Genomic DNA, 25,333 nt, shown 5'->3' on the forward strand with positions numbered 1-25,333 from the left:
GTAAAAACAATATTATTATGCTCAAGTTTTGCCAAACTATCCTTCAAAAAGTTTCTTTTGACAAACAGTTATTTAAAAAAGAACTAAGAAAATCTGCTGGTCTTCTTAACAAGCACGAGCTTCTATTATTGAAAATCTGGTGTCTGACAACTTTTTCTAACTACAAAAGTGTAATTATTGAGGTTTTTGAAAGTACTATTTAAGAAAGTCTAAATTTCTCTTCAAACCAGAAAATTTTGTTCGTTTTACAGCCGATTTTTTAAATACTTTATTGAAGGTAAGCTCATTCATTTCATTCCAATCGTCTTTTGTCATATCCAATAAATCTGGATGAGGTCTAAAACGTTCTTCGTTATGCTGAATGGAAAATCTATTCCAAGGGCAAACGTCTTGGCACACATCACAACCAAACATCCAATCGTCCATTTTACCTTTCATTTCATTTGGAATAGACTCTTTTAACTCTATAGTGAAATAGGAAATACACTTGCTTCCATCAATCTGGTAAGGTGCAATAATGGCTTGTGTTGGACAAGCATCAATGCAAGCGGTACATGTGCCACAATGGTCTAGTACAGCATTATCTGGCTCTAACTCTAAATCAATGATCAACTCTGCAATAAAGAAAAAAGAACCTTTTGTCTTGTTTATGATATTGGTGTTTTTACCCATCCAACCTAAGCCCCCTTTTACTGCCCATGCTTTATCCATTACGGGGGCGCTATCGACAAATACACGTCCATTGACCTCTCCTATTTCATCTTGAATAAAAGCAAGTAAGCTCTTTAGTTTATCTTTTATTACAAAATGATAATCTTCTCCATAGGCATATTTAGATAGCTTTGGTGCGTCTGGATTTTGAGGCTCATCGGTGTAGTAATTTAGTAATAGTGAAACCACTGTTTTGGCATTGTCAACCAATAGTCTGGGGTCTAATCTTATATCAAAATGATTCGCCATATAAGACATCTCACCGTGATAATTATCATTTAGCCATTTTTCTAAACGAGGGGCTTCTTCTTCTAAAAAGTCTGCTTTGGAAAAGCCACAATATGAAAAGCCCAAGCGAAGTGCTTCCTCAGAAATTATCTTTTTGTACGATTTATTCGAAGAGTCCACCGATTTGTGAAGATGGATTTAAACCTAAGTGTTGATACGCTTTTTCGGTAGCTTGTCTACCTCTTGGGGTACGCATAAGATAGCCTTCTTGAATTAGGAAAGGCTCATACACTTCTTCAATAGTACCGCTTTGTTCTCCAACTGCCGTAGCAATAGTAGTTAATCCAACTGGGCCTCCTTTAAACTTATCAATTATTGCTAATAGAATACGGTTATCCATTTCGTCGAGTCCATGAGCATCTACATTTAGGGCGTCTAAGGCAATATGAGTGATGTCAAGAGTTATGGTTCCGTCTCCTTTGACTTGAGCAAAATCTCTGACTCGACGCAACAAGGCGTTAGCAATACGTGGCGTTCCTCTGCTTCGCCCTGCAATTTCATCAGCTGCGGATTTTGAAATGGAAATATCTAAAATACTAGACGAACGATTAACGATGTCTGAAAGTGTTTCAATTTTATAATACTCTAATCGTGAGTTGATTCCGAATCGCGCTCTTAGAGGAGCCGTAAGCAAGCCTGAGCGTGTGGTAGCGCCGATTAATGTAAAGGGATTGAGCTCTATTTGAACGGCTCTGGCATTTGGCCCTGACTCAATCATAATATCAATCTTGAAATCTTCCATAGCGGAATATAAATACTCTTCTACAATTGGACTCAAACGGTGTATTTCGTCAATGAATAAAATATCCCCTTCTTCGAGATTAGTCAATAAACCTGCAAGGTCACCTGGTTTGTCTAGTACAGGCCCAGAACTGATTTTAATTCCTACACCCATCTCATTGGCAATAATATTTGAGAGGGTAGTCTTTCCTAATCCTGGAGGACCATGTAATAAAACGTGGTCAAGTGCTTCGCCTCTCATTTTTGCAGCACTAACAAAGACTTTTAGGTTTTCAACTACTTTGGGTTGACCACTAAAATCATAAAACTGCTTGGGACGTAATGCCTTGTCAAGTTCTAAATCTACCTTAGAAAGGGATTCTCTTTCCGGATTTAAATTATCGTTCATTTAGAACAAAGATAAACTAAAATAGAAGCAAACGAAATAGCTTTAGACAGCTATTATTTCCACCTCTACTCGCCTATCATACTTAGGGCCTTTGCCAAGAGGGAATTGACCTTCAAAACCAATGTATGATAACCTAGACTCATCAATGCCTTTGAAGAGTAGGTAATCAAAAATGCGTTTGGCTCTACGGGCCGATAGAGTCATTTCATTTGTTGACATTTCTTTAAAGGTAAAATCAGCATCATAAATATGCCCTTGAATTTGAATTATCAAATTAGGGTTCTTTATCAACTCATTATACAAGGTTTTGAGAGTAGGCATAGACTCTTCAAGTAAGATATCCTCGCCACCTTTAAAAAGAATACCGTTTAGAATAAATTTGTCGCCTTTTTGAATTGTAGCTGAAGCAGAGCCTTTGTATTCTTCAATATTGAAAACAATATCAATACGCCTGTACTTTGCCAAAAGGGAATTTATTTGCTCAGTATCCATAGATTGCCAATCTAGCTTATGACACCAATTAATCTGTTTTAGTTCTTGCTTATCAAATACTTGTTTTAATTTTTTCTTGATATAGTTAGAGCGTTTTTTAGATAAGTTCAATACTATGCTTTCATGTTCAATATCGTCACAGTACCCCAACACCTCTATTTTAATGACCTTGTTTTCTTTGGACACGTTTTGGATATAGCTTTCAAACTTCTTAAACTCCTCAGCACTCAAAATACTTTGATTAATATCAAAATAAACCGAATGGCTGAAGGAATTTAAGGCTTGAATTTCTAAACCAAAAAGAAGTAAAAAAATAAATGTCCAAATTTTAATTTTCATAGGCACACAAGTTTTATAAAGAAGGGTTAGTGTGCTTGATTGTACGAAAATTAATAACTGTAGGTTACATCAAAATGATTCCAAGAATGATTATATCTCTGTTTAAATTACTTTAGAGGCTATAGTTGTTGACAAAATTTGAAACAAAAAAAGATTTTTTTTTATGACTATTTAATTTTAATCGATGAATTTTTCAATCTTACTAGACTTAAAATCTTCAAGAGACTTATTCCAACTATCTATATGTTCACCTTTATCTTTTTTCTTAACTAAGTCTTGAAGTAATTGAAGGTATTTTATGTAAATTTCATTAATGAATAACCTGTGATTTATAATTTGAACTTCAAAAAATGGTGGTCTCAATGGTGAATATTCTTCTATAATTTTAAAATAGTAACGATTATCTTTGATATAAAACCATAATGAAGGCTCAAGACTTTCTGCATTATACCTTAAAAGTGTGTGCTTTGAACCTTTAACAATACGCTCTAACCACTTTCTCAATTAATTAGACCAATAATGAATTTCATAACCAGCAAAATAAGTTTCAAAAGTTTCAGAATTTGAATTATTGGTTAGTTTAAAATAGATATCATGAAATTCATCAAAATAAAAATCAATACTAAAATTGGATTCTTTAGAAACATTGAGTTGTTTTTTCATAATAAAAGGTCTTCTGTAAGGATTAATTACATCATGATATAAAAACCCCATCTTTCAATGAGGCTTCCTTATTAAATATGTTTTAAGAAAACGGCTAATGTTCTTCTTCACCCTCTTTGAGCGGCACTATTTGAGATACAAAATCTTCATCAGCACCTGGCTTACTGTAGTCGTATGCCCAACGGTGAACGCTAGGTATTTCACCTGGCCAGTTACCGTGTATTCTGTCGTGTGTAGGTGTTGTCCATTCTAATGTATTCGAACGCCATGGGTTTTGTGGAGCGTCTTTTCCTCTGTAAATACTGTAGAAGAAATTGAAGAAGAAGAATACCTGAGCAACTGCTCCTAAAATAGCAAAGACCGTTATCAACTCATTGATTTCTACTAATCCGTCAAACATTGGGAAAGCAGTGTTAGAGTAATATCGTCTTGGTACACCTGCCAAGCCTACAAAATGCATGGGGTAGAACACACCATAGGCAGAAATGAAGGTTAGCCAAAAGTGAACATAACCAAGGTTTTTATTCATCATCTTACCATACATTTTTGGGAACCAATGATATACTCCAGCAAACATCCCGAAGATAGCAGACAGTCCCATTACAATATGGAAGTGAGCCACTACAAAGTAAGTATCATGTACATTTATATCTAATGCACTATCTCCTAAGATAAGCCCTGTTAGTCCACCAGAAATAAAGGTAGAAACCAAACCTATTGAGAATAGCATTGCAGGAGTAAATTGTATGTTTCCTTTCCAAAGAGTAGTAAGGTAGTTAAACACCTTTACTGCCGAAGGAATAGCAATTAATAAAGTTGTGAATGTAAATACAGAACCTAAAAATGGGTTCATTCCTGTCATAAACATATGGTGACCCCATACTATAAAGGATAGGAAACCGATAGCTAAGATAGAGCCAACCATCGCTCTATAACCAAATATAGGCTTACGAGAACTGGTAGATACTACCTCTGACGTAATACCTAGTGCAGGTAGTAATACAATATATACCTCAGGGTGTCCTAAAAACCAGAATAAGTGTTGGAACAATACCGGAGAACCGCCCGTTTGTGTCAACATTTCACCTTGAATCATGATGTCTGATAGGTAAAAGGCTGTACCAAACCCTCTATCGAAAATCAACAATAAAGCTGCTGATAATAATACTGGGAAAGATAACACACCTAAAATTGCCGTTACTAAAAACGCCCACATTGTTAGAGGGAGTCTAGTCATTGACATTCCTTTAGTTCTCAAGTTCAGTATAGTTACAATATAGTTTAGTCCACCTAATAATGCTGAAACAATAAATAAAGACATACTCACTAACCAAAGCGTCATTCCTAAACCAGAGCCAGGCATGGCTTGTGGCAAGGCACTCAATGGCGGATAAATAGTCCAACCAGCAGCTGCGGGTCCAGAGGTCACAAATAAGGATATAACCATAACTACTGAAGATACAAAGAAGAACCAATAGGATAACATATTCAGGAATCCTGATGCCATATCTCTTGCTCCAATTTGCAGTGGAATAAGTAGGTTAAAAAATGTACCACTAAGTCCGCCAGTCAATACAAAGAACACCATGATTGTTCCGTGAATGGTTACTAATGCTAAATAGATATTTGGATCCATTACCCCATCAGGAGCCCACTTACCTAAAAATGTTTCAAGTATAGGGTAGCCTTCTGCGGGCCATGCCAATTGCATTCTGAAAAATACAGACATTAAAATCGCAATGACACCCATTACCATCGCCGTAATAAGAAATTGCTTAGCAATCATCTTATGGTCAGTACTAAAAACGTACTTGGAAATGAATGTTTCTTCGTGGTGGTGTTCGTGATTATCTGACATAATTATTCTTCTTAATCTATATTTTTAGTTTGAACTTACTAGAGTCTTGAAAGTCTCTTGTTCCTTAAGCCAAGCATCATATTCTTCTTGGGTTTCAACAATTACTTTAATCTGCATATTGTAGTGGGCAGAACCACAAATTTTATTGCAAAGTAGAACATAATCAAATTCAACAGGAGAATCGCCTCGTTTTGCTCTTGCATCGTTAATATTTTCCATACGCTCAATCATCTCAGGATCTTCCCTCATTTCTTTGGTTGTCTTGGTTGGCGTAAACGCAAATTGAGTATTCATACCTGGGACACAGTTCATCTGTACATTAAAATGAGGAAGGTATGCTGAATGAATCACATCTTGAGACCTAAACTTCATCAGCACTTGCTGATTAACAGGAAGGTGAATCTCTCTAACAACTTTATCATCAAATGAGGTTGAGTCGTTAATGTCAACACCCAAAGTGTTAACCCCACCAATCAAGGTATAATGAGCTCTACCTAACTGATTATCATCTCCAGCATATCGAGCTGTCCAGTTAAATTGTTGAGCATATACCTCTACAATTTTTGCGTTAGTAGTATCAGGCACCATAGTATTGTTCCAAGTGCTTAATCCAAACAATATTAAACCTGTTAAAACAAAAGCTGGAACAGATGTCCATAGTAACTCTAATTTATTATTGTGGGTTTGGAAAAGAGCTGTATTTCCTTCTCTACCTCTGTATTTATATGTAAATACAAATAATAAAGTTTGTGTGATGAAAAAGGTAACAAGAATTAGAACCATAGTGGTATCCCACAATAGTTTTATCCCTTCACCGTGTACACTTACAGGGTCAGGTAGTATTAAATGTCCCCATAACTTGAAAGAATAGGCAACAAAGGCCGTAAATCCTAAACCTACTATCAACATTGCAAGTGCATTGTAGCGGTTATCTTGATCAGTAATTATCTTGTCTTGTGGACCTTTTAACTTTGTAGCCAACTCGATTATTCGAACAACTTGTACTAGTCCAATTACTGTTAGGGTTATGATTAAAAAGCTTAAAAAAGTAGTCATTTTCGCTTATTTGTTTTTTTGTTATCTAATAATATATATCTATATGTGATGATGAACACTCTCATCAGCAAAAGGGTGATTCTTTACAAATAATGGTGCCTTTGTTAAGGCTTTATTTACAATGAGTAGGAATAAGCCTAAAAATCCAGCAAACATACCTATTTCAGTGAACCCAATATGCCAGTGATCTTTCATTACACCAGGCTCAATCAACAAAAACACATTACACCAATGTCCAATTAAAACTATAACACCAACGGTCATTACATAGCCAAAATTTCTTTTGCTGTCTCGACTCATTAAAATTAATAAAGGGAATATGAAGTTGATAACGGATGTAATCCAAAATAAAGCATTGTAGTTATCCCAACGTGCCATGTAATATGTTACTTCTTCTGGGATATTAGAGTACCAAATTAGCATAAACTGAGAGAACCACATATACGTCCATAAAATGCTAAATGCAAAAATCCATTTACCTAAATCATGGATATGGTTTTCATTAACCTGCTCTAAATAACCTTTTCGTTTTAGGAATATCGCAATCATTGCAATCATCGTAAAGCCAGTTACTCCCATAGAGGAGAAAACAAACCATCCAAACAATGTACTAAACCAGTGAGTATCAATCGACATTATCCAATCCCAAGCCATCATAGAAGAGGTGTAACCAAAGAAAACTATGAATATTACTGATGTGGTTATGCTTGCTTTATAGCTTTTTAATCCTCCTTCAGCATCTTCTCTTCTTGACAATTCAATGAGTCGTTTAGCAGCATACCACCATCCTAAGATATAGGCTACAGCTCTTAGGAAGAAAAAAGGGAAATTAAGGTAGCCTTCTTTACCCGCAATAATGGCGTCATAATGTTCGTCATTTGGATCCATAATACCATCTGCCATCCAGTGCCATATGTGATTCCAGTGCATCTTACCTGCAATAATTATGAATAACATAATGATACCACCAACGATAAAGTAAGAAGTAATTCCTTCTGCTACACGCTTAAAAGGTGTTGCCCAAGCTGCCTCTGAAGCATACTGCAATGCGATAAAGAAAATAGCAAATGCAGAAATGGCTAAGAAAAAATAGTTATTAACCATCAAGCTAGGCCAAGCTCTATGAGCATCGTTAACAAAACCAAAGATAGTGGCTAATAAACCCACTAGCATTAAAGCGTAAGAGATTAATCTGGTATTTTTAGTTACTGTGTACATATAACAGTTGTTTTAATCTTTATAATTTTAGTTTCCTTTTTGTAATTCTTTAACGTACATGGTAATTAGCCATCTTTCAGTATCGTTCAACTGAGTGTTATGCGGTCCCATAGCGTTTAATCCATAATAGATTGCATGGTAAATATTACCATCTGCTAGAGTGTTCATATTTCCTCCAGTTCTTCGAATCATCACATCATCAGCATAACCAGGGATAGCACCATATACTGGATGTGTAATGCTTCCTTTACCGTCACCATTTTTTCCATGGCAATGGGTACAAAACATTTGATATAACTTTTTTCCTTTCTCTAAATTCTCTTCAGAGTTTTCAAAAGGGTTTTTCAATTCATTTCCCGCTAAAAGATAATCTTCTAGAGTATTATCGTAATCAAAGGCTACAAAACCACGTGGCATGGTTCCCTCAACAGGCTGACGTGCATTGAGACTGTCTTTGAAAAAGGTATTTGACGAATATATTTCTAAAGAAGGCGAACGGTACATATCTGGCATAAATTCATAACCAGGTCTTCCATCCTCATTATTAGAACAAGACGAGAAAAACAACGATATCGCTAAAAAAGGTACCGCTATTAGAAGGATTTTAGTAGATACTGTTTTCATTTATGCAATGTCTTTAACGTTAATTTCTGTTGCACCAGTCTTTTTTAATAAATCACTGATTTTCTTATCATCATCAGATTCAATTTCCATTAGGAATTTATCATCTGTTGTACGTGGGTCAGGGCTAGATGACTCCTGGCCAGGAAATAGTTTAGATTTAAACAAATAAGTTATTACCATTAAATGGGCTGAGAATAATACAGTCATTTCAAAGATAATAGGAACGAATGCCGGCATATTTAAATAGTATGCAAAACTTGGTTTACCACCAATATTTTGAGGCCAGTCTAAAATCATAATGTAGTAAGTCATCCATATTGCTAAAGCACAACCTATAGCTCCATAGATGAAGGCCGCTATTGCCAATCGAGTTCTTTCCAAGCCTAGGGCATGGTCAAGTCCGTGAATAGGAAATGGCGAATAAACTTCTTTAATGGAAATATCTTTTGAACGAACTTCTTTTACACTTTTAAGAAGAACTTCTTCATCATCAAATATTCCGTAAATGACTTTTTTACTCATGTCTTTACTTTTTATATTGTTCACTAGAAGATTTTACAATCGTTTTCAATTCGGCTTGTGCAATTACTGGGAATGTTCTTGAATACAATAGGAATAGTACAAAGAAGAAACCAATTGACCCCACAAAAATACCTATGTCTACATAAGTCGGAGAGAACATACTCCAACTTGATGGTAAATAATCACGGTGAATAGATGTTACAATAATTACAAATCGCTCAAACCACATACCTATGTTTACAAACAATGCTAATATAAATGTAAATACGATGTTGGTTCTTAATTTTTTGAACCACATTAATTGAGGTGAGATAACGTTACACGTCATCATACTCCAATATGCCCACCAATAAGGGCCAGTAGCTCTATTTAAGAAAGCATATTGCTCAAATTCCACACCTGAATACCAAGCCATGAAAAGCTCAGTTAGGTAAGCAATGCCTACCAAGTTACCTGTTAACATGATAACTATATTCATGTACTCTACGTGCTTTATAGTAATGTAAGCTTCAAGACCAACAACTTTTCTCATCACTAATAGTAGGGTTTGTACCATCGCAAAACCAGAGAATACTGCTCCAGCAACAAAGTACGGTGGGAATATAGTAGTATGCCATCCAGGGATAACAGAGGTTGCGAAGTCAAAAGATACAATAGAGTGTACTGAGAATACAAGTGGAGTAGCTAAACCTGCTAATACCAATGATACTTCCTCAAATCGCTGCCAATCTTTAGCTCTTCCGCTCCAGCCAAACGATAGAATACTGTATACCTTTTTACGTAAAGGCCAATACTTTTCATTAACCTTATCTCTAATCATGGCAAAGTCAGGAATTAAACCAACATACCAGAATACAAAAGAAACAGAGAAATAGGTTGAAATTGCAAAAACGTCCCAAAGTAATGGTGAATTAAAGTTTACCCATAATGATCCAAATGTGTTTGGAATAGGGAACACAAAATAGCCTAACCAAGGACGTCCCATGTGAATCAATGGGAACATTGCCGCCTGAACGACTGCGAAAATAGTCATCGCTTCTGCAGAACGGTTAATAGATAATCTCCACTTCTGTCTAAACAGTAATAGTACGGCTGAGATAAGCGTTCCAGCATGACCGATACCCACCCACCAAACGAAGTTAGTAATATCCCATGCCCATCCAACAGTTTTGTTCAATCCCCAAACACCAATTCCTATACCTATTGTGTATCCAACAGATAAAATCCACCAAACAAATAAGACTAATGAGATTCCAAATACAATCCACCACATTTTGTTGGCTTTAGCCAATACGGGCTTAGCAACGTCAACAGTAATATCATGGTAACTTTTATTACCTAAAATTAGTGGCTCTCTTATAGGGCTTTCTTTTTGCATAATTTATAAATTAAGCTTTTCTATTTCTAATCTTTGTCTGATAAAACACAGAAGGAGCAGTGTTTATCTCTTCGAGTAAATAATACTGTCTTTCATCAGATTTTAGGGTTCTTACTTCACTTGATTCGTCATTAACGTCACCAAATACAAGTGCATTTGTTGGACATGCTGTTGAACAAGCGGTTTGTGCATCTTTATCTAAAACTTTTCTGCCATCTCGTTTAGCATCAAGTTTTGTTTTTTGAATCATTTGAACACACATACTACATTTTTCCATGACTCCTCTAATTCTTACGGTAACATCTGGATTTAATACCATTTTACCTAGATCGTCATTCATATTATAATCAAAGGCATCGTTTTCGGCATAATTGAACCAATTGAAACGACGAACTTTATATGGGCAGTTGTTTGCACAATAACGAGTACCTACACATCTGTTGTAGGCCATATGATTTTGTCCTTCTGCACTGTGAGATGTTGCTGCAACTGGACAAACCGTTTCACACGGAGCATGGTTACAGTGCTGGCACATTACTGGTTGGTAAGCAACATCTGGATTTTCTGAAGGAACTTCCATTGCTTTGTATTTAGATACCGCTCCTAAATCTTGTTCTTCAGCGACTTCTTCAGTCATATCACTAGAGAAATATCTATCAATACGTAACCAATGCATATCTCTACTCTTTCTTACCTCTTCTTTACCAACAACAGGAACATTGTTTTCTGAATGACAAGCTACCACACATGCATTACAGCCAATACAAGAAGTTAGGTCAATGGATAAATTCCAGAAATGACCTGTTTCGTGGTCATGCTCTTTCCATAATGTAACCTCATCAGCAAACAACTTGCCTTTATGTGTTTCGAACATAATGTCAGGGTTACCAGATTTTGGATCGGCATTATATTCGTCTAGGGTAGTTTCTTTAATAAGACTTCTACCCATCATTGTGTGATGTAATTGTACAGAAGCAAAACCGTGTTCTCCTTCTACTTTCTCCATTTGAACTCCTGAAGCTATGTAGTCGTTATTGGAAACTAAAGTATAAGCATTTACTCCTACACCGTTTCCTACTTTACCGGAGGCTGTACGCCCATAGCCTAAAGCTAAACCGATAGTGCCTATTGCTTGTCCAGGCTGAATTAATACAGGAACTTTCTCAATTACTTTATCGCCAACCGTAAGCTTTACAACGTCTCCGTCTAATGAACCGTCGGAACCATTCCAATTCGATAATCCATTTTCTCGAGCTGTAGTCGCTGAAATTGTAATGTAATTATCCCAACATGCTCTTGAAATTGGATCAGGTAATTCTTGTAGCCAAGGGTTGTTGGCTTGTGAACCATCACCGATAGAATTAGACTGATACAATGCTAACTCTAACCCCTCAGAATTTTTAGTGATTGGTGTTATATTTGCTGAGAAAGAAGTTAATCTTAATGGCTCAGTTGATATACTTGCTACTCCATCATGAATTGATTTTGACCATGATGTTTTTCCTCTCCAATACTTCTTTGCAAAAGAGTAATAGTCTGAGTCTGATCCTGACCAAGACAATACAGAGTCTTGAAACTGACGACTATCAAATAGGGGTTGGATAGTAGGCTGTGTAAATGATAGTTGACCGTGGAATGCTTCCGCATCTCCCCAGCTTTCTAAATAATGACGATCTGGACATACATATTCAACATTAGTTGATGTTTCATCCATACTTAAAGCTGTAGAAACTGTAAGCGATACTTTTTCTAAACCTGAGTTAAAATCAGCGGCGTTTGACAATGTGTAAGATGGGTTAACACCACTCATTATTAAAGCACCAACTTTTCCAGCATTCATATCTTCAACAAGTTGAGCTACTGAATTATCGTCTCCTGCATTCAGATATGATGGATTTGATAAATCAATAGTTGCTCCATAGTTAGAAAGCAAGTCATTAATAGCATTTACCATTATCTGAACCGCTTTATCGTTGCTGTCACATATTACTAAAGATCTTCCTTTTGCTGCTGACAACTCACTTACCATGTCTTTTATTCTTGCATCGGCAGAGGAATTACCTTTTAAAGCGTCATATAAATTTTGAAGTAAACTTAATTTTTCAGACGGTTTTACCGGAATTCTTACATCAGCATTTGAACCTGATAAAGACATATTTGTTTCAACCTGGAAATGACGAGACATTTTACCAGACTTTGGATTTCTATTGGAAGCGTACTGTTTTTCAAAACCTACATTCAACCAACTTCCTAAAAAGTCAGCGCCAAAAGACACTAGGACATCTGCCTTGTCTAATTTGTAGGTAGGAATTACTCTATGACCAAAAGATTCAAGATTAGCATCGAGCATGCCTTGATATGAAATGGCATCGTATTGAATATGAGTTGCCTTGTGTTTGGAGCAGAATGAATCGATTACTGACTGTGTTGTTGGGCTAATAATAGTGTTTGTTAAAACAACTACATTACCTTCTACATCAGCAAGTCTTTTAATGATATCATTATCAGCATCGGACCAAGAAACTTCTTTACCATTTTGCATTGGTCCTTTCAATCTGTTTGAATCGTATAAGGATAATACAGAAGAAATAACTCTTGCGTTAGGTGCAGCGGATGTAAGGTCGTTAGACTTGATAAAGATTGGACGCCCTTCTCTAGTTTTTACTAAAACGTTTGCAAAGTCATTACCATCATAGAAGGTGGATGCATACCAATTGGCAACACCTGGTGTGATTTCTTCAGGTTTAACAACGTAAGGAATAGATTTTATAACTGGAGTTTCACATGCTGCCAATGTTGCTGCTGCAGTACTAAAACCTAAAAACTTCAAAAAGTCTCTACGAGATGTGTTTGAATTAGAAAGCGTTTCGCTATCGCCAAGAAAATCATCAACAGGAATCTTTTCAGCAAACTCATTGTGTTTTAAATTTTCAATAGCTGGATCATTAGCTAACTCTGCTAATCCTTTCCAGTATTTCTTTTGCTTAGTCATATCTTAAACTAATTAAATTTTTGATTTAGTAGTGACACTTACCACATTCGAGACCACCAATTGCCTCAACATTAAACGCCTCATCGGGGTGGTTTTCCTTAAATTTAGCATGCATCTCTTCATAGTAGTCATTGTCAGCAACGTTAACTTCTGTTTGTCTGTGACAATCAATACACCAGCCCATTGTCAATTCAGAATGCTGCTCTACAACTTCCATTTCTTCAATAGGTCCATGGCATTCTTGACATTCAATACCTCCAGCGACAACATGTTGTGAGTGGTTGAAGTATGCTAAATCTGGTAAATTATGAATCCTCACCCACTTAATAGGTTTTTGCTCATAATTCTCAATATATCTCCCTTTTTCAGGGTCAAAACCAACAGCATCATAGATTTTTTGAATTTCTTCTTTTCCGGAAGGGCCTTCGCTAATATATGTATGACAGTTCATACAAACATTTGCTGATGGTATTGCAGCGGACTTACCATGTCTGGCAGAGTGGTGACAGTAATTACAGTCAACACCGTTCATTCCAGCATGTAGTTTGTGAGAAAATGCTATAGGTTGCTCTGGCTTATAGCCTTGAGTTACACCAACACCTATCATTAAATTCCAAGCTGAATTTAATCCAAAGACAGCTAGTACTAGAACAGTCAGCACAACTAAAGACTTTCTTTCTAAATAAGAATTAAGTAATGAAGCAGATGACGCAAAGAAATCTTGACTTTCTTCCCCTGAAGCTTCCTTTAAGGTGTTTTTTACTTTCCATAATCCTGCTACTACTAATAATAGAACTATAGAAATTGTAAGAATTATATAGTCTGCTGTTTTACTTTCATCAACTACTACACCGCCATCGGAGGTAGAGGCAACAGCTACTTTTTGTTTTGCAGGCGCCTCCTCAATATATGCAAGAATATTTACGACATCCTCATCAGAAAAGTAAGGAAAGGCTGTCATTAGAGACTTATTGTACTCTTCGTAAATTGCAATTGCATCAGCATCCCCTGAAGCAATTAACTCAGCGGAATTTTTAATCCATTTTATTAACCACTCTTCAGAGTATTTATCACTAACTCCTCGTAAAGCTGGACCAATCAGCTTACTGTCAATTTGATGACAAGCTGTACAATTCGCCTGATAAAGCTTTTCCCCCTCTTCAATGCTCTGAGAATGAGAGGTAAAAGAGAAAAATGTGAACAGAAATGTTAATAAAAAAATTGAGAGGAAATGATGCTTATCTAATCTAATAAATTTAGCCATATTTATAAAATAATATTCAGTATAGAATTGAGCCACTTTTTACGCCCACAAATTTAGAACATTCCTAAATTTTTAGTGCGTCCTACTTGATATTTTTACAACAATTTATACTCATTCTAAATAAAGCTTCGTTTATGTATTATATCAATCTCAAATTCATATACTTACAGTAATAAATAAGTTATCTTTGCCGTATGAAAGCCCTATATTTTTTATGTTTTTGCTTAGTAAGTTCTACGATTTTGTCACAAAACACTTCAATTGATGACAGAAACGAAAGTAGAATCGATAATTTGGTATCAAAACAAATTCAAATCAATAGCTTAAAGAAAGGCATTGATGGATTCAGGGTGCAAATCCATCATGACAAAAGTCAAAGTCGAGAGGAGTCACAAAAAGTGAGGGCTAATTTCTCACAAGATTTTCCTGAACTTAAGACATATTTAGAGTTTAAATCTCCTTACTACAAAATACAGGTAGGTGATTTTATTACTAGAATTGAAGCTTACAAAGTTCAGAAAGAAATAAGTAAAAAATACAGAGGAACGTACATTGTCCCTTCTATTGTGAATTTCGAATTAGATTTGGAATTGCAAGACTAGTATTATTGAAGAGTTTTCTTCACTTCAACTTCTTCAAAACCTTCGACAATATCTCCTACTTTTATATCATTAAAGTTATTGATGCTTAATCCACACTCATAACCTGCTGATACTTCTTTAACATCGTCTTTAAAACGTTTTAAAGTTGCTAATTCTCCTGAATAGACTACAATACCATCGCGGATTAATCGAATCTTAGTGTTTCTGTTTATTTTTCCGTCAAGAACATAACATCCTGCGATTGTACCGATTTTAGATATCTTAAATGTTTCTCTAATTTCGATATTACAGACTACTTTCTCTTCGATATCTGGCGACAACATACCTTCCATCGCTTTCTCAAGTTCTTCAATGGCATTATAGATTACTGAGTAAAGTCTAATATCGATTTGTTCTTTTTCAGCTAGCTTTCTTGCATTAACAGATGGTCGAACTTGGAAACCAATGATTACTGCATCAGATGCCGCTGCGAGCATAACATCTGATTCTGAAATCTGACCTACAGATTTATGAATAATATTTACAGCAATTTGATCGGTAGATAGTTTTTGCAGTGAGTCAGAAAGTGCTTCAATGGATCCGTCAACGTCACCTTTAATGATGATGTTTAATTCTTTAAAGTCTCCTAAGGCTAATCGTCTACCTATTTCATCAAGAGTGATGTGCTTCTGCGTTCTTACTCCTTGTTCTCTCTGGAGTTGCATTCTTTTGGCAGCGATATTCTTAGCTTCACGCTCATCATCCATCACGTTGAACTTATCTCCTGCCTGAGCTGCTCCGTTCAGTCCTAATAGAACCGCTGGAGTGGATGGGCCTGCATTCTCCATTTTATTTTCTCGCTCATCAAGTAAGGCTTTTACTTTACCTGAGAAACATCCTGCTAAAACATAGTCTCCTACTTTAAGTGTTCCAGATTCAACCAGAATTGTTGTTAGGTATCCTTTTCCTTTATCTAATGAAGCTTCGATTACTGTACCGATAGCATTTTTCTCAGGGTTTGCTTTTAAGTCGAGTAATTCGGCTTCTAATAATACTTTTTCTAAAAGTTCAGGAATTCCAAGACCTGTTTTGGCAGATATTTCTTGTGATTGGAACTTTCCTCCCCAATCTTCCAACAACACATTTTCATTGGCTAATTGTTCTTTAATTTTATCAGGGTTTGCAGTTTCTCTATCAATTTTATTCAAAGCAAACACCATAGGTACGCCTGCTGCTTGAGCATGGCTTATCGCTTCTTTTGTTTGTGGCATGACTTTATCGTCTGCTGCCACAACAATAATTACCACATCGGTTACTTGGGCTCCACGAGCTCTCATCGCCGTAAAGGCTTCGTGACCTGGTGTATCTAAAAATGTAATTTTCTTTCCTTTTAGATTTACCTCATAAGCTCCAACGTGCTGGGTTATTCCCCCTGCCTCACCACTAATAACATTTGCGTCTCTAATGTAGTCAAGCAAAGATGTTTTACCATGATCTACGTGACCCATAACAGTAACTATTGGTGCTCTTGAAACCAGGTTCTCTTCGATATCTTCTTCTTGCTGTATAGACTCTTGTACTTCAGCACCGACAAATTCAACGGTAAATCCAAACTCTTCAGCTACAATTGAAAGTGTTTCGGCGTCAAGTCTTTGATTTTGAGTAACCATCATTCCTAATGAGAAACATGCTGAAATAATTTGGGTTGGCTCCACACTCATTAGTTGTGCAAATTCGGCCGTAGTAACAAATTCTGTTACCTGAATTGTTTTGCTTTCTTCTTCTGATTTAATCAGATTAATTTCTTCTTGCTCTTTCCGAGCTTGTCTTTTTTCTCTTCTAAGTTTAGCTCCTTTGTTCTTTCCTCCACTTTGAAGTTTAGCAAGGTTTTCTCTTACTTGTTTTTGTATTTGTTCTGGTGTAAGTTCTACTCTTGGAGTTGTATTTTGCTTGCCTCTGTTAGGTCGTCTGTCTCTATTTCCTCCTGTTGAGACTCGCTTTCTTTTCTTCTTAGTTTCTACATTTGCTGAAGATGATGCAACCGGAGTTTTTTTCTTAGGTTTTTGAAACTTAGTTAAGTCAATTTTTTCAGAAGATACTAGGGTCGGTCCATCTAATTTCTTTGCTCTTCCACGAATAATTGAAGACTCATCTGTTTTCTTTTCTTCAGAAACTTTAGCTTCTTTTTTCTTTGTTGGTGGGACTGATTCTTTTGGCTCATCTTTAACCTCTTCGGCAACTTTTGGTTCCTCAGCCTTTAGGGGCTGCTCGGCTGCCACTTTTTCTACTACAGGAGCTTCAATTTTTTCTGGCTCAACCTCTTCTTCTTTGTCTTTTACTTCTAGCTCAACAGTTTTTGATGGATTGATATCAACTTTTGAAACAATTTTAAGCCCTTCTATTTTAGGCGTTTCAACTCTAACCGTTTCTATTTCCTTTTTAACTTTTGGCTTTAGGTCATCTTCGGCCTTCTTTAATTCTTTAGCCTCTGCTTTGACTTTTTTGTCTGGCTGATACTCATCAACGAGCACTTCATATGTTTCAGGAGATATCTTTGAATTTCTATTCAAATTATCTATTCCCTTACTTTCTAAAAAATCTAAAATAGTATCTACACCTACATTAAATTCTTTAGCAACTTTTGATAGTCTTTGTGACACTCCTGACATAATTTAATTTAAAGTTATTCGAGCTCTGCTTTTAAAATACTTAGTATTTCATTCACTGTCTCTTCTTCTAAATCTGTACGCTTAACAAGATCAGTTTTATCTAATTTAATAACATCTCTTGCTGTATCGCATCCAATTGATTTCAACTCATCAATTATCCACCCTTCTATTTCGTCTGTAAATTCTGTTAATTCAACATCATCATCTGCTTCATCAATGTTTCTATAAACATCTATTTCGTAGCCTGTAAGCATACTCGCTAATCTAATATTAAATCCGCCTTTACCAATAGCCAAAGAAACTTGATCTGGGTGCAAATATACATCTGCTTTAGTCGTTTCTTCATCGAGTTGAATTGACGATACTTTGGCTGGATTAAGTGCTCTAGTAATAAATAACTGAATGTTATCTGTGTAATTTATAACATCAATATTCTCATTTCTAAGCTCTCTAACAATTCCATGAATACGTGCACCTTTCATACCTACACATGCTCCTACTGGATCTATTCTCTCGTCATAAGATTCTACAGCTACTTTAGCTCTTTCTCCAGGGACACGGACAATTTTCTTTATGGTAATCAATCCGTCAAAAACTTCTGGTACTTCTTGTTCAAAGAGACGTGCTAAAAATTCTGGAGCAGTTCTTGAAAGTACAATCAACGGATTGTGATTTCTCATTTCTACACTTTTCACTACGGCCCTAACGGTGTCTCCTTTTTTGAAAAAATCACTAGGAATTGCTTCAGACTTTGGTAATATTAATTCATTTTCTTCTCCATCTAAAATTAGGATTTCGTTTCTCCAAACTTGATAAACTTCACCGTTAATGATTTCACCGATTCTATCTTCATATCTATCAAAAACTTCTTTTTTCTCTAGATCCAAAATTCGTGAAGTAAGTGTTTGACGAAGTGATAATACTTGTCTTCTTCCGAAGTCTTCTAAGAAAACTTGTTCCGAAACTTCTTCTCCAATTTCAAAGTCTGGTTCAATCTTAATCGCATCGGTATATGCTATTTGAAGGTTAGAGTCTTCTAAATCGGCATCGCCTACAATTTCTCTATTTCTCCAGATTTCTAAATCGCCTTTGTCAATATTTATAATGACATCGATATTTTCATCAGTGCCGTATTGTTTTATCATAACACCTCTAAAAACATCTTCAAGTACGTTCATCATGGTTTCACGATCGATGTTCTTAAACTCTTTAAACTCTGAAAATGACTCAATTAGATTTGTTGCATTCATCTTTAATTACTTATTTAAAATGAGATAACAATCTTAGTTTTATCTATCTGATCGAAACTAAAAGAATGTTGTTCAATAATATTTGTTTTCTTTTTTCCTACTTTTTCTTTTCGTGTAGTCTCAAGTGTAATTCCTTTTCCTTCTTCGGCCTCAATCATTTTGCCAAATAATTTCTTTCCTTCTTTGAGAAAAACATTAACATTTTTGCCAATGTTTTTTTTGTATTGTTTAAACACTTTAAAAGGCTCACTCAAGCCTGCACTTGATACTAACAGTGAGAAGTCTACTTCTTCTCTATCAAAATTACCTTCAATATGTCTGCTCAGCTCAATACAGTTCTTGACACTAATTCCATCAATAGAGTCAATTAGAACTTCGATTTGATTTGATGGGCTCATTTTAAATGACACCAAAAACACAGCCTCATTCGCTGATATGAACTCATCAATTAACTCTTGTACTTTTTCTTTACTTAGCATAACTAATAAAAGAAGGGGCTGCATGCCCCCTCGTATATCAAATAATTTCTTGTGCAAATGTAATGCTTTTTAAAGAATATGCAAAAGATGATTATTATATTATATCCTAGAACTGTGTTTAACCTACAATTCTCGCACTTATAGCAACATTCTTTAGCTACTAAATAGGACAAAAAAAAGCCCCAAAATTGGGGCTTTAAATTCTTACTGAATCACTACTATTTGTCGTGATTTATTTTTTCCGTCAAACTCAAGGAAATAGATTCCTTCTTTTAGATTTTCTTTTTTAATAATGAGTTGACTAGACTGCGTTGATGTATTCATTACTGTACGTCCTCTAGCATCCATAAGACTGATACGGTAAGTATCATTGTTAGGGTTGTTAAACTCTACCGTTGTAAACTCTTTAAATGGGTTAGGGTAAACGTTTACTCCTAATAATGTGTTCTCAGTAATTCCTACTGTTTCTGAGATGGTAACGTCTAAGAAAGCTGTATCAGCTTTACATCCGTTTTCGTCTGTCAACAAAAACCATACTGATCCTGTTGAAGGCCCATCACCCCAAGTAATGTTTGCTGTAGCAGTACCTTGACCAGAGTTGACTTCTCCGTTTACAACACCCCACTGTAAAGTAGATTCATCTTCTACATCAACATTATAATCGTAACTTTCATTTTCAGTTGCATTTGTTTCTCCAGAAATTGTTGGTGTAGCTACTACATCAAAGAAAGATAATGTAGTTGTTACTGTACTGTCACAACCTGATGCTAAAGCGTATACATTAACATACTCGCCTGCTTCATCATAAGTGTTTTCTCCAATAGTTAAAGTTTCACCTGCACACAGTGTAAATGCTTCAGATACTTCAACATCTTCACATGGGCAAACAACACTATATGCGCCATCAAATTCAGAAGAGTTATTTAATTCAGATGTGAAAGATCCATAAAATTCATAGTCACCTTCATTTGGATTTACAAATACGCCTGAAAGAGTTACTGCTGTACTATTACCAAGTGTTGTTGTATTATCATCACCAGGAGATGTAGTCGAAATTTGAACGCCTTCAGCTAAGTTTGTAATTGTAAATGAAGATGTTTGTGTTTCATCATCATCATTAACTGCTAATATTACTGCACCTGTAGCTGTTACCTCATCTACGTATAGACTTAAATTAAAAGTATTATCTCCTCCGTAAAAACCTGAGCCAGTTCCTACTAGGTCACCAACTTCTGAAGATGAAAAATCAAAAGAACCACCAGTCATTGTTAGTATAGATGATGCCATATCAATTTCACCATTATCTTGTGAAATTGTAAATGTCATATCAGTAGCTGCATTACAGTCATTGTTAGCAAACACCACTTCAAGTTCAGGGCTAAAATCAACCACTTCTTCCAATGTAACTTCAAAGGTATTTGTTTGACTAAGGTTTATTTCAGACACAAAATCAGCTGTCATTGTTAACATGTCAGAATCAGGTGTAACGAAAATACCCTCTAGTGTAAAATCGTTGCTATTTCCAGCCGTTGTTGTATTATCATCACCTGGTGAAGTAGAAGAAATTTCAGCACCACCATCTTCATAATTTACTATAGAAAAAGTTGCAATAACATTCTCGCCATCAACTGCATTCAACACAGCAGTTGTAGCTGTTACTTGGTCAACCACTATTGAGTAATCTCCAGAGGCAAAACCGCCGCCAAATGAACCACTACCATTACCAACTACGTCGCCTACTGTCATTGAAGAAATTGCAAATGAACCACCATCGAAAGCGTAAGTAACACTAGCCATATCTTCTTCACCGGCATCTTGACTAACGCTAAATGTTAAGTCCGTGAAAGTTGAAGGTTCTGAGCTGCTAAGAGTAACTAATACTTCTGGGCTAAAATCAGCCATTAAATCCCATTGCGTTGAATAATCGGCAGAAGGACCATTAGGGTCAAGCTCAGAAAATATAGAAGAACTAAGAGTTACAAATGAACTCATAGGATTGATAAATATTCCCGCTAATTCAACTTGTTGATTATTTCCAGCGGTTACATTATTGCCGTCTTCGTAAGTGTTTGAAGAATAAATTGAAACACCATTATTTGAAGAGTTGGAAATGTTCATCATGCCAATTACTTCTGAATTGAAATCAACAACATTAAGGTCGGCACTATTTTCAGTGAGAGCATTAACTACTAAGCTGAATTCTCCACTACTTGAACCACCACCAATAAATCCAGAGCCACTTCCTACAATGTCTCCAACAGTTAATGAAGCAATATCAAAAGAACCACCATCAGTAGTTATTGTGCTGTTGGCAATATCAGTCTCGCCTTCAGATTGTGATATTTCAAAAGAGAAAGTTGTTGCTTCTCCCATTACAGAATTGTCTAAATTAAAGGAAACTTCAGGAGAAAAATCCTGTGCTGTTAAAGACAATGTGAAAAAAGAGAATATTAATGCTAAAGCTAGGTTAAGATTAGTATTTTTTTGTAGAATACTTTTCATATTAGTAACTTGTTAAAATTGGTTGTTAAGATTTATACGTATAGCAAATATACACTTATTTTTGAGCTTTTTATATATGCTGAAAAAAGTTACCCGACTAGGGCTCGAACCTAGACTCTTCTGGACCAAAACCAGACGTGTTGCCAGTTACACCATCGGGCAATTAAGGGCAGCAAAAATAACAATTTAAAGTTCTTTTGCAAAGAATCAAATATTTTATTTTATATGTGTTAATTTACAAAGATTTTGATAAATTAATTTATTAAATTCGCCTACAAATCAAAACTGCTTTAAACATTATGACTTACTCTAAGCTGAATAATTTATTTGGATGGATAGCTTTCACCATAGCTTTTATTACATATTATGCTACTATTGAGCCCACAGTTAGTTTTTGGGACTGTGGAGAATACATTAGTACCGCATACAAACTTGAAGTCGGACACCCACCTGGCGCGCCATTCTTTCAGCTCATTGGTAGATTTTTTAGTCTCTTTGCAAGTGATGTTACAAATATAGCATTCATGATAAACATCATGTCTGCATTGTGTAGCGCACTAACTATTTTGTTTTTGTTCTGGTCCATTAGTGCTCTTGCCAAGAAAATTGTTAATTCTCAAGAAACAGCAACTCTAGCTAATAAAATTGCCATATTCGGAAGTGCTTTAGTTGGTGCATTAACATATACCTTTTCTGATTCTTTCTGGTTTTCTGCAACTGAAGGAGAGGTTTATGCCATGTCTTCCTTTTTCACCGCTATAACATTTTGGGCAATTTTAAAGTGGGAGAGTGAAGCGGATGATAAATATGCATCGAGATGGATTATTTTTATTGCTTATCTAATAGGTTTATCAATTGGTGTTCACTTGCTTAATTTATTAGCTATACCTGCTGTAATATTTATTTATTTCTTCAAGAAACATGAAGTAAATAAATTCGCATTATTGAAGGTGTTTCTTTTAGCTGTCATAGTTACTGGCGGATTACAAGGGTTTATAATTCCTGGAATAGTAAATTTAGCTGGAAAATTTGAGTTATTTTTCATCAACACTGTAGGGCTACCTTTTAATACAGGAACTATCATATATTTTATCCTTATAATCTCTGGAATTGTTTTTGGACTAATCTATGCCAAAAAGAACAATAAGGATGTTATGGGAATTTCACTGGTTAGTTTTGCCGCAATTCTGATTGGATATTCAACATTTTTTATACTAGTAATTAGATCAAATGCAGATACTCCTATTGATGAAAACAATCCTGAGGATGCGGTAAGTTTACTAGCTTACTTAAACAGAGAGCAATACGGAGATTGGCCTATTTTAAATGGGCAATATTACAATGCAAAAATCATTGATTTAAAAGACGGCAATCCTGTTTACACTAAAGACGAAGATAAAGGAGAATATGTGATAACAAATGACCGAAAGAATTCAAAACCGGTTTATGATCCTAAGTTTTCAAGCTTTTTCCCAAGAATGTGGAGTTCATCTCAATCGGCTCATGCTAAAGCTTATCAGCAATGGAGTGGGCATAAGAATACCAAACGACCTCCAACATTTTCTCAGAACTTAAAATATTTCTTCAGCTATCAAATTGGGCATATGTATTGGCGATATTTCATGTGGAATTTTTCTGGTAGACAAAATGATATACAAGGTCATGGGGAAATTAATAAAGGTAATTGGCTTAGCGGAATTCCTTTCATAGACAATAATTTAAGAGGTCTTGGACCTCAAGATATTATTCCAGATAATATGGCAAATAACAAAGGGAGAAACGTCTATTTTATGCTGCCATTTTTACTTGGAGTTATTGGCATGCTTTACCAATTCAACAAAAACAACAAAGATGCTTTTGTGGTTTTACTGCTGTTTATATTTACTGGACTTGCTATTGTGGTTTATCTAAATCAATACCCTTACCAGCCTAGAGAAAGAGATTATGCCTATGTTGGTTCATTTTACGCTTATTCTATTTGGGTGGGGCTTGGTGTTCTAGCGGTCATTAATTTTCTTTCTAAAAAGCTTTCTTCTCTAAACAGTTCTATAGTAGCTACAGCTTTGTGTTTACTATTAGTCCCTACATTGATGGCTAAAGAGAACTGGGATGACCACGATCGTTCAGGCCGCTATACTGCAAGAGATGTTGCGGCTAACTATTTGAACTCCTGTGCACCCAATGCTATAATATTCACTAATGGGGATAATGATACTTTCCCATTATGGTATGCTCAAGAGGTGGAGGGGATTAGAACAGACATCAGAGTAGTTAACCTAAGTCTATTTAATACGGATTGGTATATCGACCAAATGAAACGTGCCGCCTATGACGCTGCGCCAATTCCTAGTTCTATGGAATGGGATAAGTATAAGCAAGGAACTAGAGATTATGTTATCATTAAAGATAATGGAAAAGGTTATGTTGATGTAAAAGATGTCGTAAACTTCATTGCAAGCGACAATGATAAGACTAAAGGCTTAACTCGTAATGGACAAAAAGCGGACTACTGCCCTACTAGTAAATTGAAAATTCCAATAAATAAAGCAGATATTTTACAAAAAGGAATTGTAGCCGCCAAAGATTCAAACAGAATAGTAGATGAAATAAAATGGGAGCTTAAAGGCAGTAGCATCAATAAAAACGAAATGATGGTGCTCGATATTCTTGCCAATTTTAATTGGGATAGACCTATCTATTTTGCTATTACAGTGGGGTCTGGCAATTTTATGGGTTTGGAAAAGTACTTCCAACTTGAAGGTTTAGCATATAGGTTTGTTCCATATTTAGCTAAATCTGCTGATGGACAAACTGGTGAAGTTGCTACAGATATTATGTATGATAATCTTATCAACAAATTCAATTGGGGTAATATGCAGGATCCAAATGTTTACTTGGACGAGACTAATATGAGGATGACAATGAACTTCAGAAATAACTTTGTGAGATTAGCTGAAGCGTTAATCCGTGAAGGTGATTTTGAAAGAGCTGAAAACGTTATTGACAGATGCTTAGAGGTTATGCCCAATGAAGCTATCCCATTCAATTATTTTAACTTACCAATGGCAGAAGTGTATTATAAAATTGGAAAAATGGAAAAAGCAAAAGATATTGTATCTATACTTACTGACTCCTACTTTAATGAGTTAGAATACTACAATTCAATTGATGATAAAATTCTAAGCAAATTGCAAAGAGAATATCAACTTGCTAACCAAATTGTTTCTAACTTATATAGTATTACTACCAAATATAAAGACAGCGAATCGCAAGAAAAAATTGTTGAGCTATATAATCAATATCAATAGATTTGAATTT

20 protein-coding genes and 1 tRNA gene are annotated in these 25,333 nt (G+C 35.6%); 3 read left to right on the plus strand and 18 right to left on the minus strand.

Going from position 1 to position 25,333, the window contains the following annotated elements:
* Positions 1–17 precede the first annotated feature (17 nt).
* Positions 18–203, plus strand: coding sequence for a hypothetical protein (locus ISP73_04970; protein MBL6657939.1), 186 nt, complete (start codon positions 18–20; stop codon positions 201–203).
* Here ISP73_04970 and queG read toward each other — a convergent pair.
* From queG to ISP73_05035, 13 genes are all read right to left on the minus strand, one after another.
* Positions 196–1,119 carry a tRNA epoxyqueuosine(34) reductase QueG gene (gene queG / locus ISP73_04975; GenBank protein ID MBL6657940.1) on the minus strand — a complete coding sequence of 308 codons (924 nt, stop codon included), beginning with the start codon at positions 1,117–1,119 and terminating at the stop codon, positions 196–198. The two genes, ISP73_04970 and queG, sit on opposite strands and share 8 nt — an antisense overlap.
* The gene (gene ruvB, locus ISP73_04980; protein ID MBL6657941.1) at positions 1,103–2,128 is read right to left on the minus strand and encodes a Holliday junction branch migration DNA helicase RuvB; all 1,026 of its coding nucleotides are present in this window, start codon (positions 2,126–2,128) and stop codon (positions 1,103–1,105) included. Before ruvB ends, queG begins: the two co-directional genes overlap by 17 nt.
* Positions 2,129–2,170: 42 nt before the next feature.
* Positions 2,171–2,959, minus strand: coding sequence for an OmpA family protein (locus ISP73_04985; protein ID MBL6657942.1), 789 nt, complete (start codon positions 2,957–2,959; stop codon positions 2,171–2,173).
* 177 nt (positions 2,960–3,136) lie between these two features.
* Entirely contained in the window at positions 3,137–3,463 is a 327-nt protein-coding gene (locus ISP73_04990; protein ID MBL6657943.1) for a hypothetical protein, read from the minus strand.
* Entirely contained in the window at positions 3,464–3,673 is a 210-nt protein-coding gene (locus tag ISP73_04995; protein ID MBL6657944.1) for a hypothetical protein, read from the minus strand. It lies immediately after the preceding gene.
* Positions 3,674–3,716: 43 nt separating this feature from the next.
* Positions 3,717–5,480, minus strand: a complete 1,764-nt coding sequence (locus ISP73_05000) for a cbb3-type cytochrome c oxidase subunit I (GenBank protein ID MBL6657945.1) — start codon at positions 5,478–5,480, stop codon at positions 3,717–3,719.
* 24 nt (positions 5,481–5,504) lie between these two features.
* Entirely contained in the window at positions 5,505–6,536 is a 1,032-nt protein-coding gene (locus tag ISP73_05005) for a cytochrome c oxidase subunit II (GenBank protein MBL6657946.1), read from the minus strand.
* Positions 6,537–6,575: 39 nt separating this feature from the next.
* Positions 6,576–7,754 carry a quinol:cytochrome C oxidoreductase gene (locus ISP73_05010; GenBank protein MBL6657947.1) on the minus strand — a complete coding sequence of 393 codons (1,179 nt, stop codon included), beginning with the start codon at positions 7,752–7,754 and terminating at the stop codon, positions 6,576–6,578.
* A gap of 27 nt (positions 7,755–7,781) precedes the next feature.
* Entirely contained in the window at positions 7,782–8,378 is a 597-nt protein-coding gene (locus ISP73_05015) for a cytochrome c (protein ID MBL6657948.1), read from the minus strand.
* Positions 8,379–8,900, minus strand: coding sequence for a DUF3341 domain-containing protein (locus tag ISP73_05020; GenBank protein MBL6657949.1), 522 nt, complete (start codon positions 8,898–8,900; stop codon positions 8,379–8,381). It lies immediately after the preceding gene.
* 4 nt (positions 8,901–8,904) lie between these two features.
* Complete coding sequence (gene nrfD / locus ISP73_05025; protein MBL6657950.1) at positions 8,905–10,278, minus strand: polysulfide reductase NrfD; 1,374 nt, start codon at positions 10,276–10,278, stop codon at positions 8,905–8,907.
* Between the two features lie 10 nt (positions 10,279–10,288).
* Positions 10,289–13,270 carry a TAT-variant-translocated molybdopterin oxidoreductase gene (locus ISP73_05030; GenBank protein ID MBL6657951.1) on the minus strand — a complete coding sequence of 994 codons (2,982 nt, stop codon included), beginning with the start codon at positions 13,268–13,270 and terminating at the stop codon, positions 10,289–10,291.
* Between the two features lie 25 nt (positions 13,271–13,295).
* The gene (locus ISP73_05035) at positions 13,296–14,534 is read right to left on the minus strand and encodes a c-type cytochrome (GenBank protein MBL6657952.1); all 1,239 of its coding nucleotides are present in this window, start codon (positions 14,532–14,534) and stop codon (positions 13,296–13,298) included.
* Between the two features lie 194 nt (positions 14,535–14,728).
* On the opposite strand from ISP73_05035, the gene ISP73_05040 reads away from it, so the two are divergent.
* Positions 14,729–15,136: an SPOR domain-containing protein gene (locus ISP73_05040; GenBank protein MBL6657953.1), complete on the plus strand. Its 408-nt coding sequence runs from the start codon at positions 14,729–14,731 to the stop codon at positions 15,134–15,136.
* 2 nt (positions 15,137–15,138) lie between these two features.
* Here ISP73_05040 and infB read toward each other — a convergent pair whose 3' ends face one another.
* From infB to ISP73_05065, 5 genes are all read right to left on the minus strand, one after another.
* Complete coding sequence (gene infB / locus ISP73_05045) at positions 15,139–17,784, minus strand: translation initiation factor IF-2 (GenBank protein MBL6657954.1); 2,646 nt, start codon at positions 17,782–17,784, stop codon at positions 15,139–15,141.
* A 14-nt stretch (positions 17,785–17,798) separates the two neighbouring features.
* On the minus strand, positions 17,799–19,034 hold the full coding sequence (gene nusA / locus ISP73_05050; GenBank protein ID MBL6657955.1) for a transcription termination/antitermination protein NusA: 1,236 nt from the start codon (positions 19,032–19,034) through the stop codon (positions 17,799–17,801).
* 14 nt (positions 19,035–19,048) lie between these two features.
* On the minus strand, positions 19,049–19,537 hold the full coding sequence (rimP, locus tag ISP73_05055) for a ribosome assembly cofactor RimP (GenBank protein ID MBL6657956.1): 489 nt from the start codon (positions 19,535–19,537) through the stop codon (positions 19,049–19,051).
* 180 nt (positions 19,538–19,717) lie between these two features.
* Entirely contained in the window at positions 19,718–22,015 is a 2,298-nt protein-coding gene (locus ISP73_05060; protein ID MBL6657957.1) for a T9SS type A sorting domain-containing protein, read from the minus strand.
* An 89-nt stretch (positions 22,016–22,104) separates the two neighbouring features.
* Positions 22,105–22,177: transfer RNA gene (locus ISP73_05065), tRNA-Gln, on the minus strand.
* 137 nt (positions 22,178–22,314) lie between these two features.
* Here ISP73_05065 and ISP73_05070 point away from each other — a divergent pair.
* A complete protein-coding gene (locus tag ISP73_05070; GenBank protein MBL6657958.1) occupies positions 22,315–25,323 on the plus strand; it encodes a DUF2723 domain-containing protein in 3,009 nt (1,002 codons plus the stop codon).
* Positions 25,324–25,333: the final 10 nt, after the last annotated feature.

Source organism: Flavobacteriales bacterium (assembly GCA_016779935.1).
GTDB lineage: Bacteria > Bacteroidota > Bacteroidia > Flavobacteriales > UBA7312.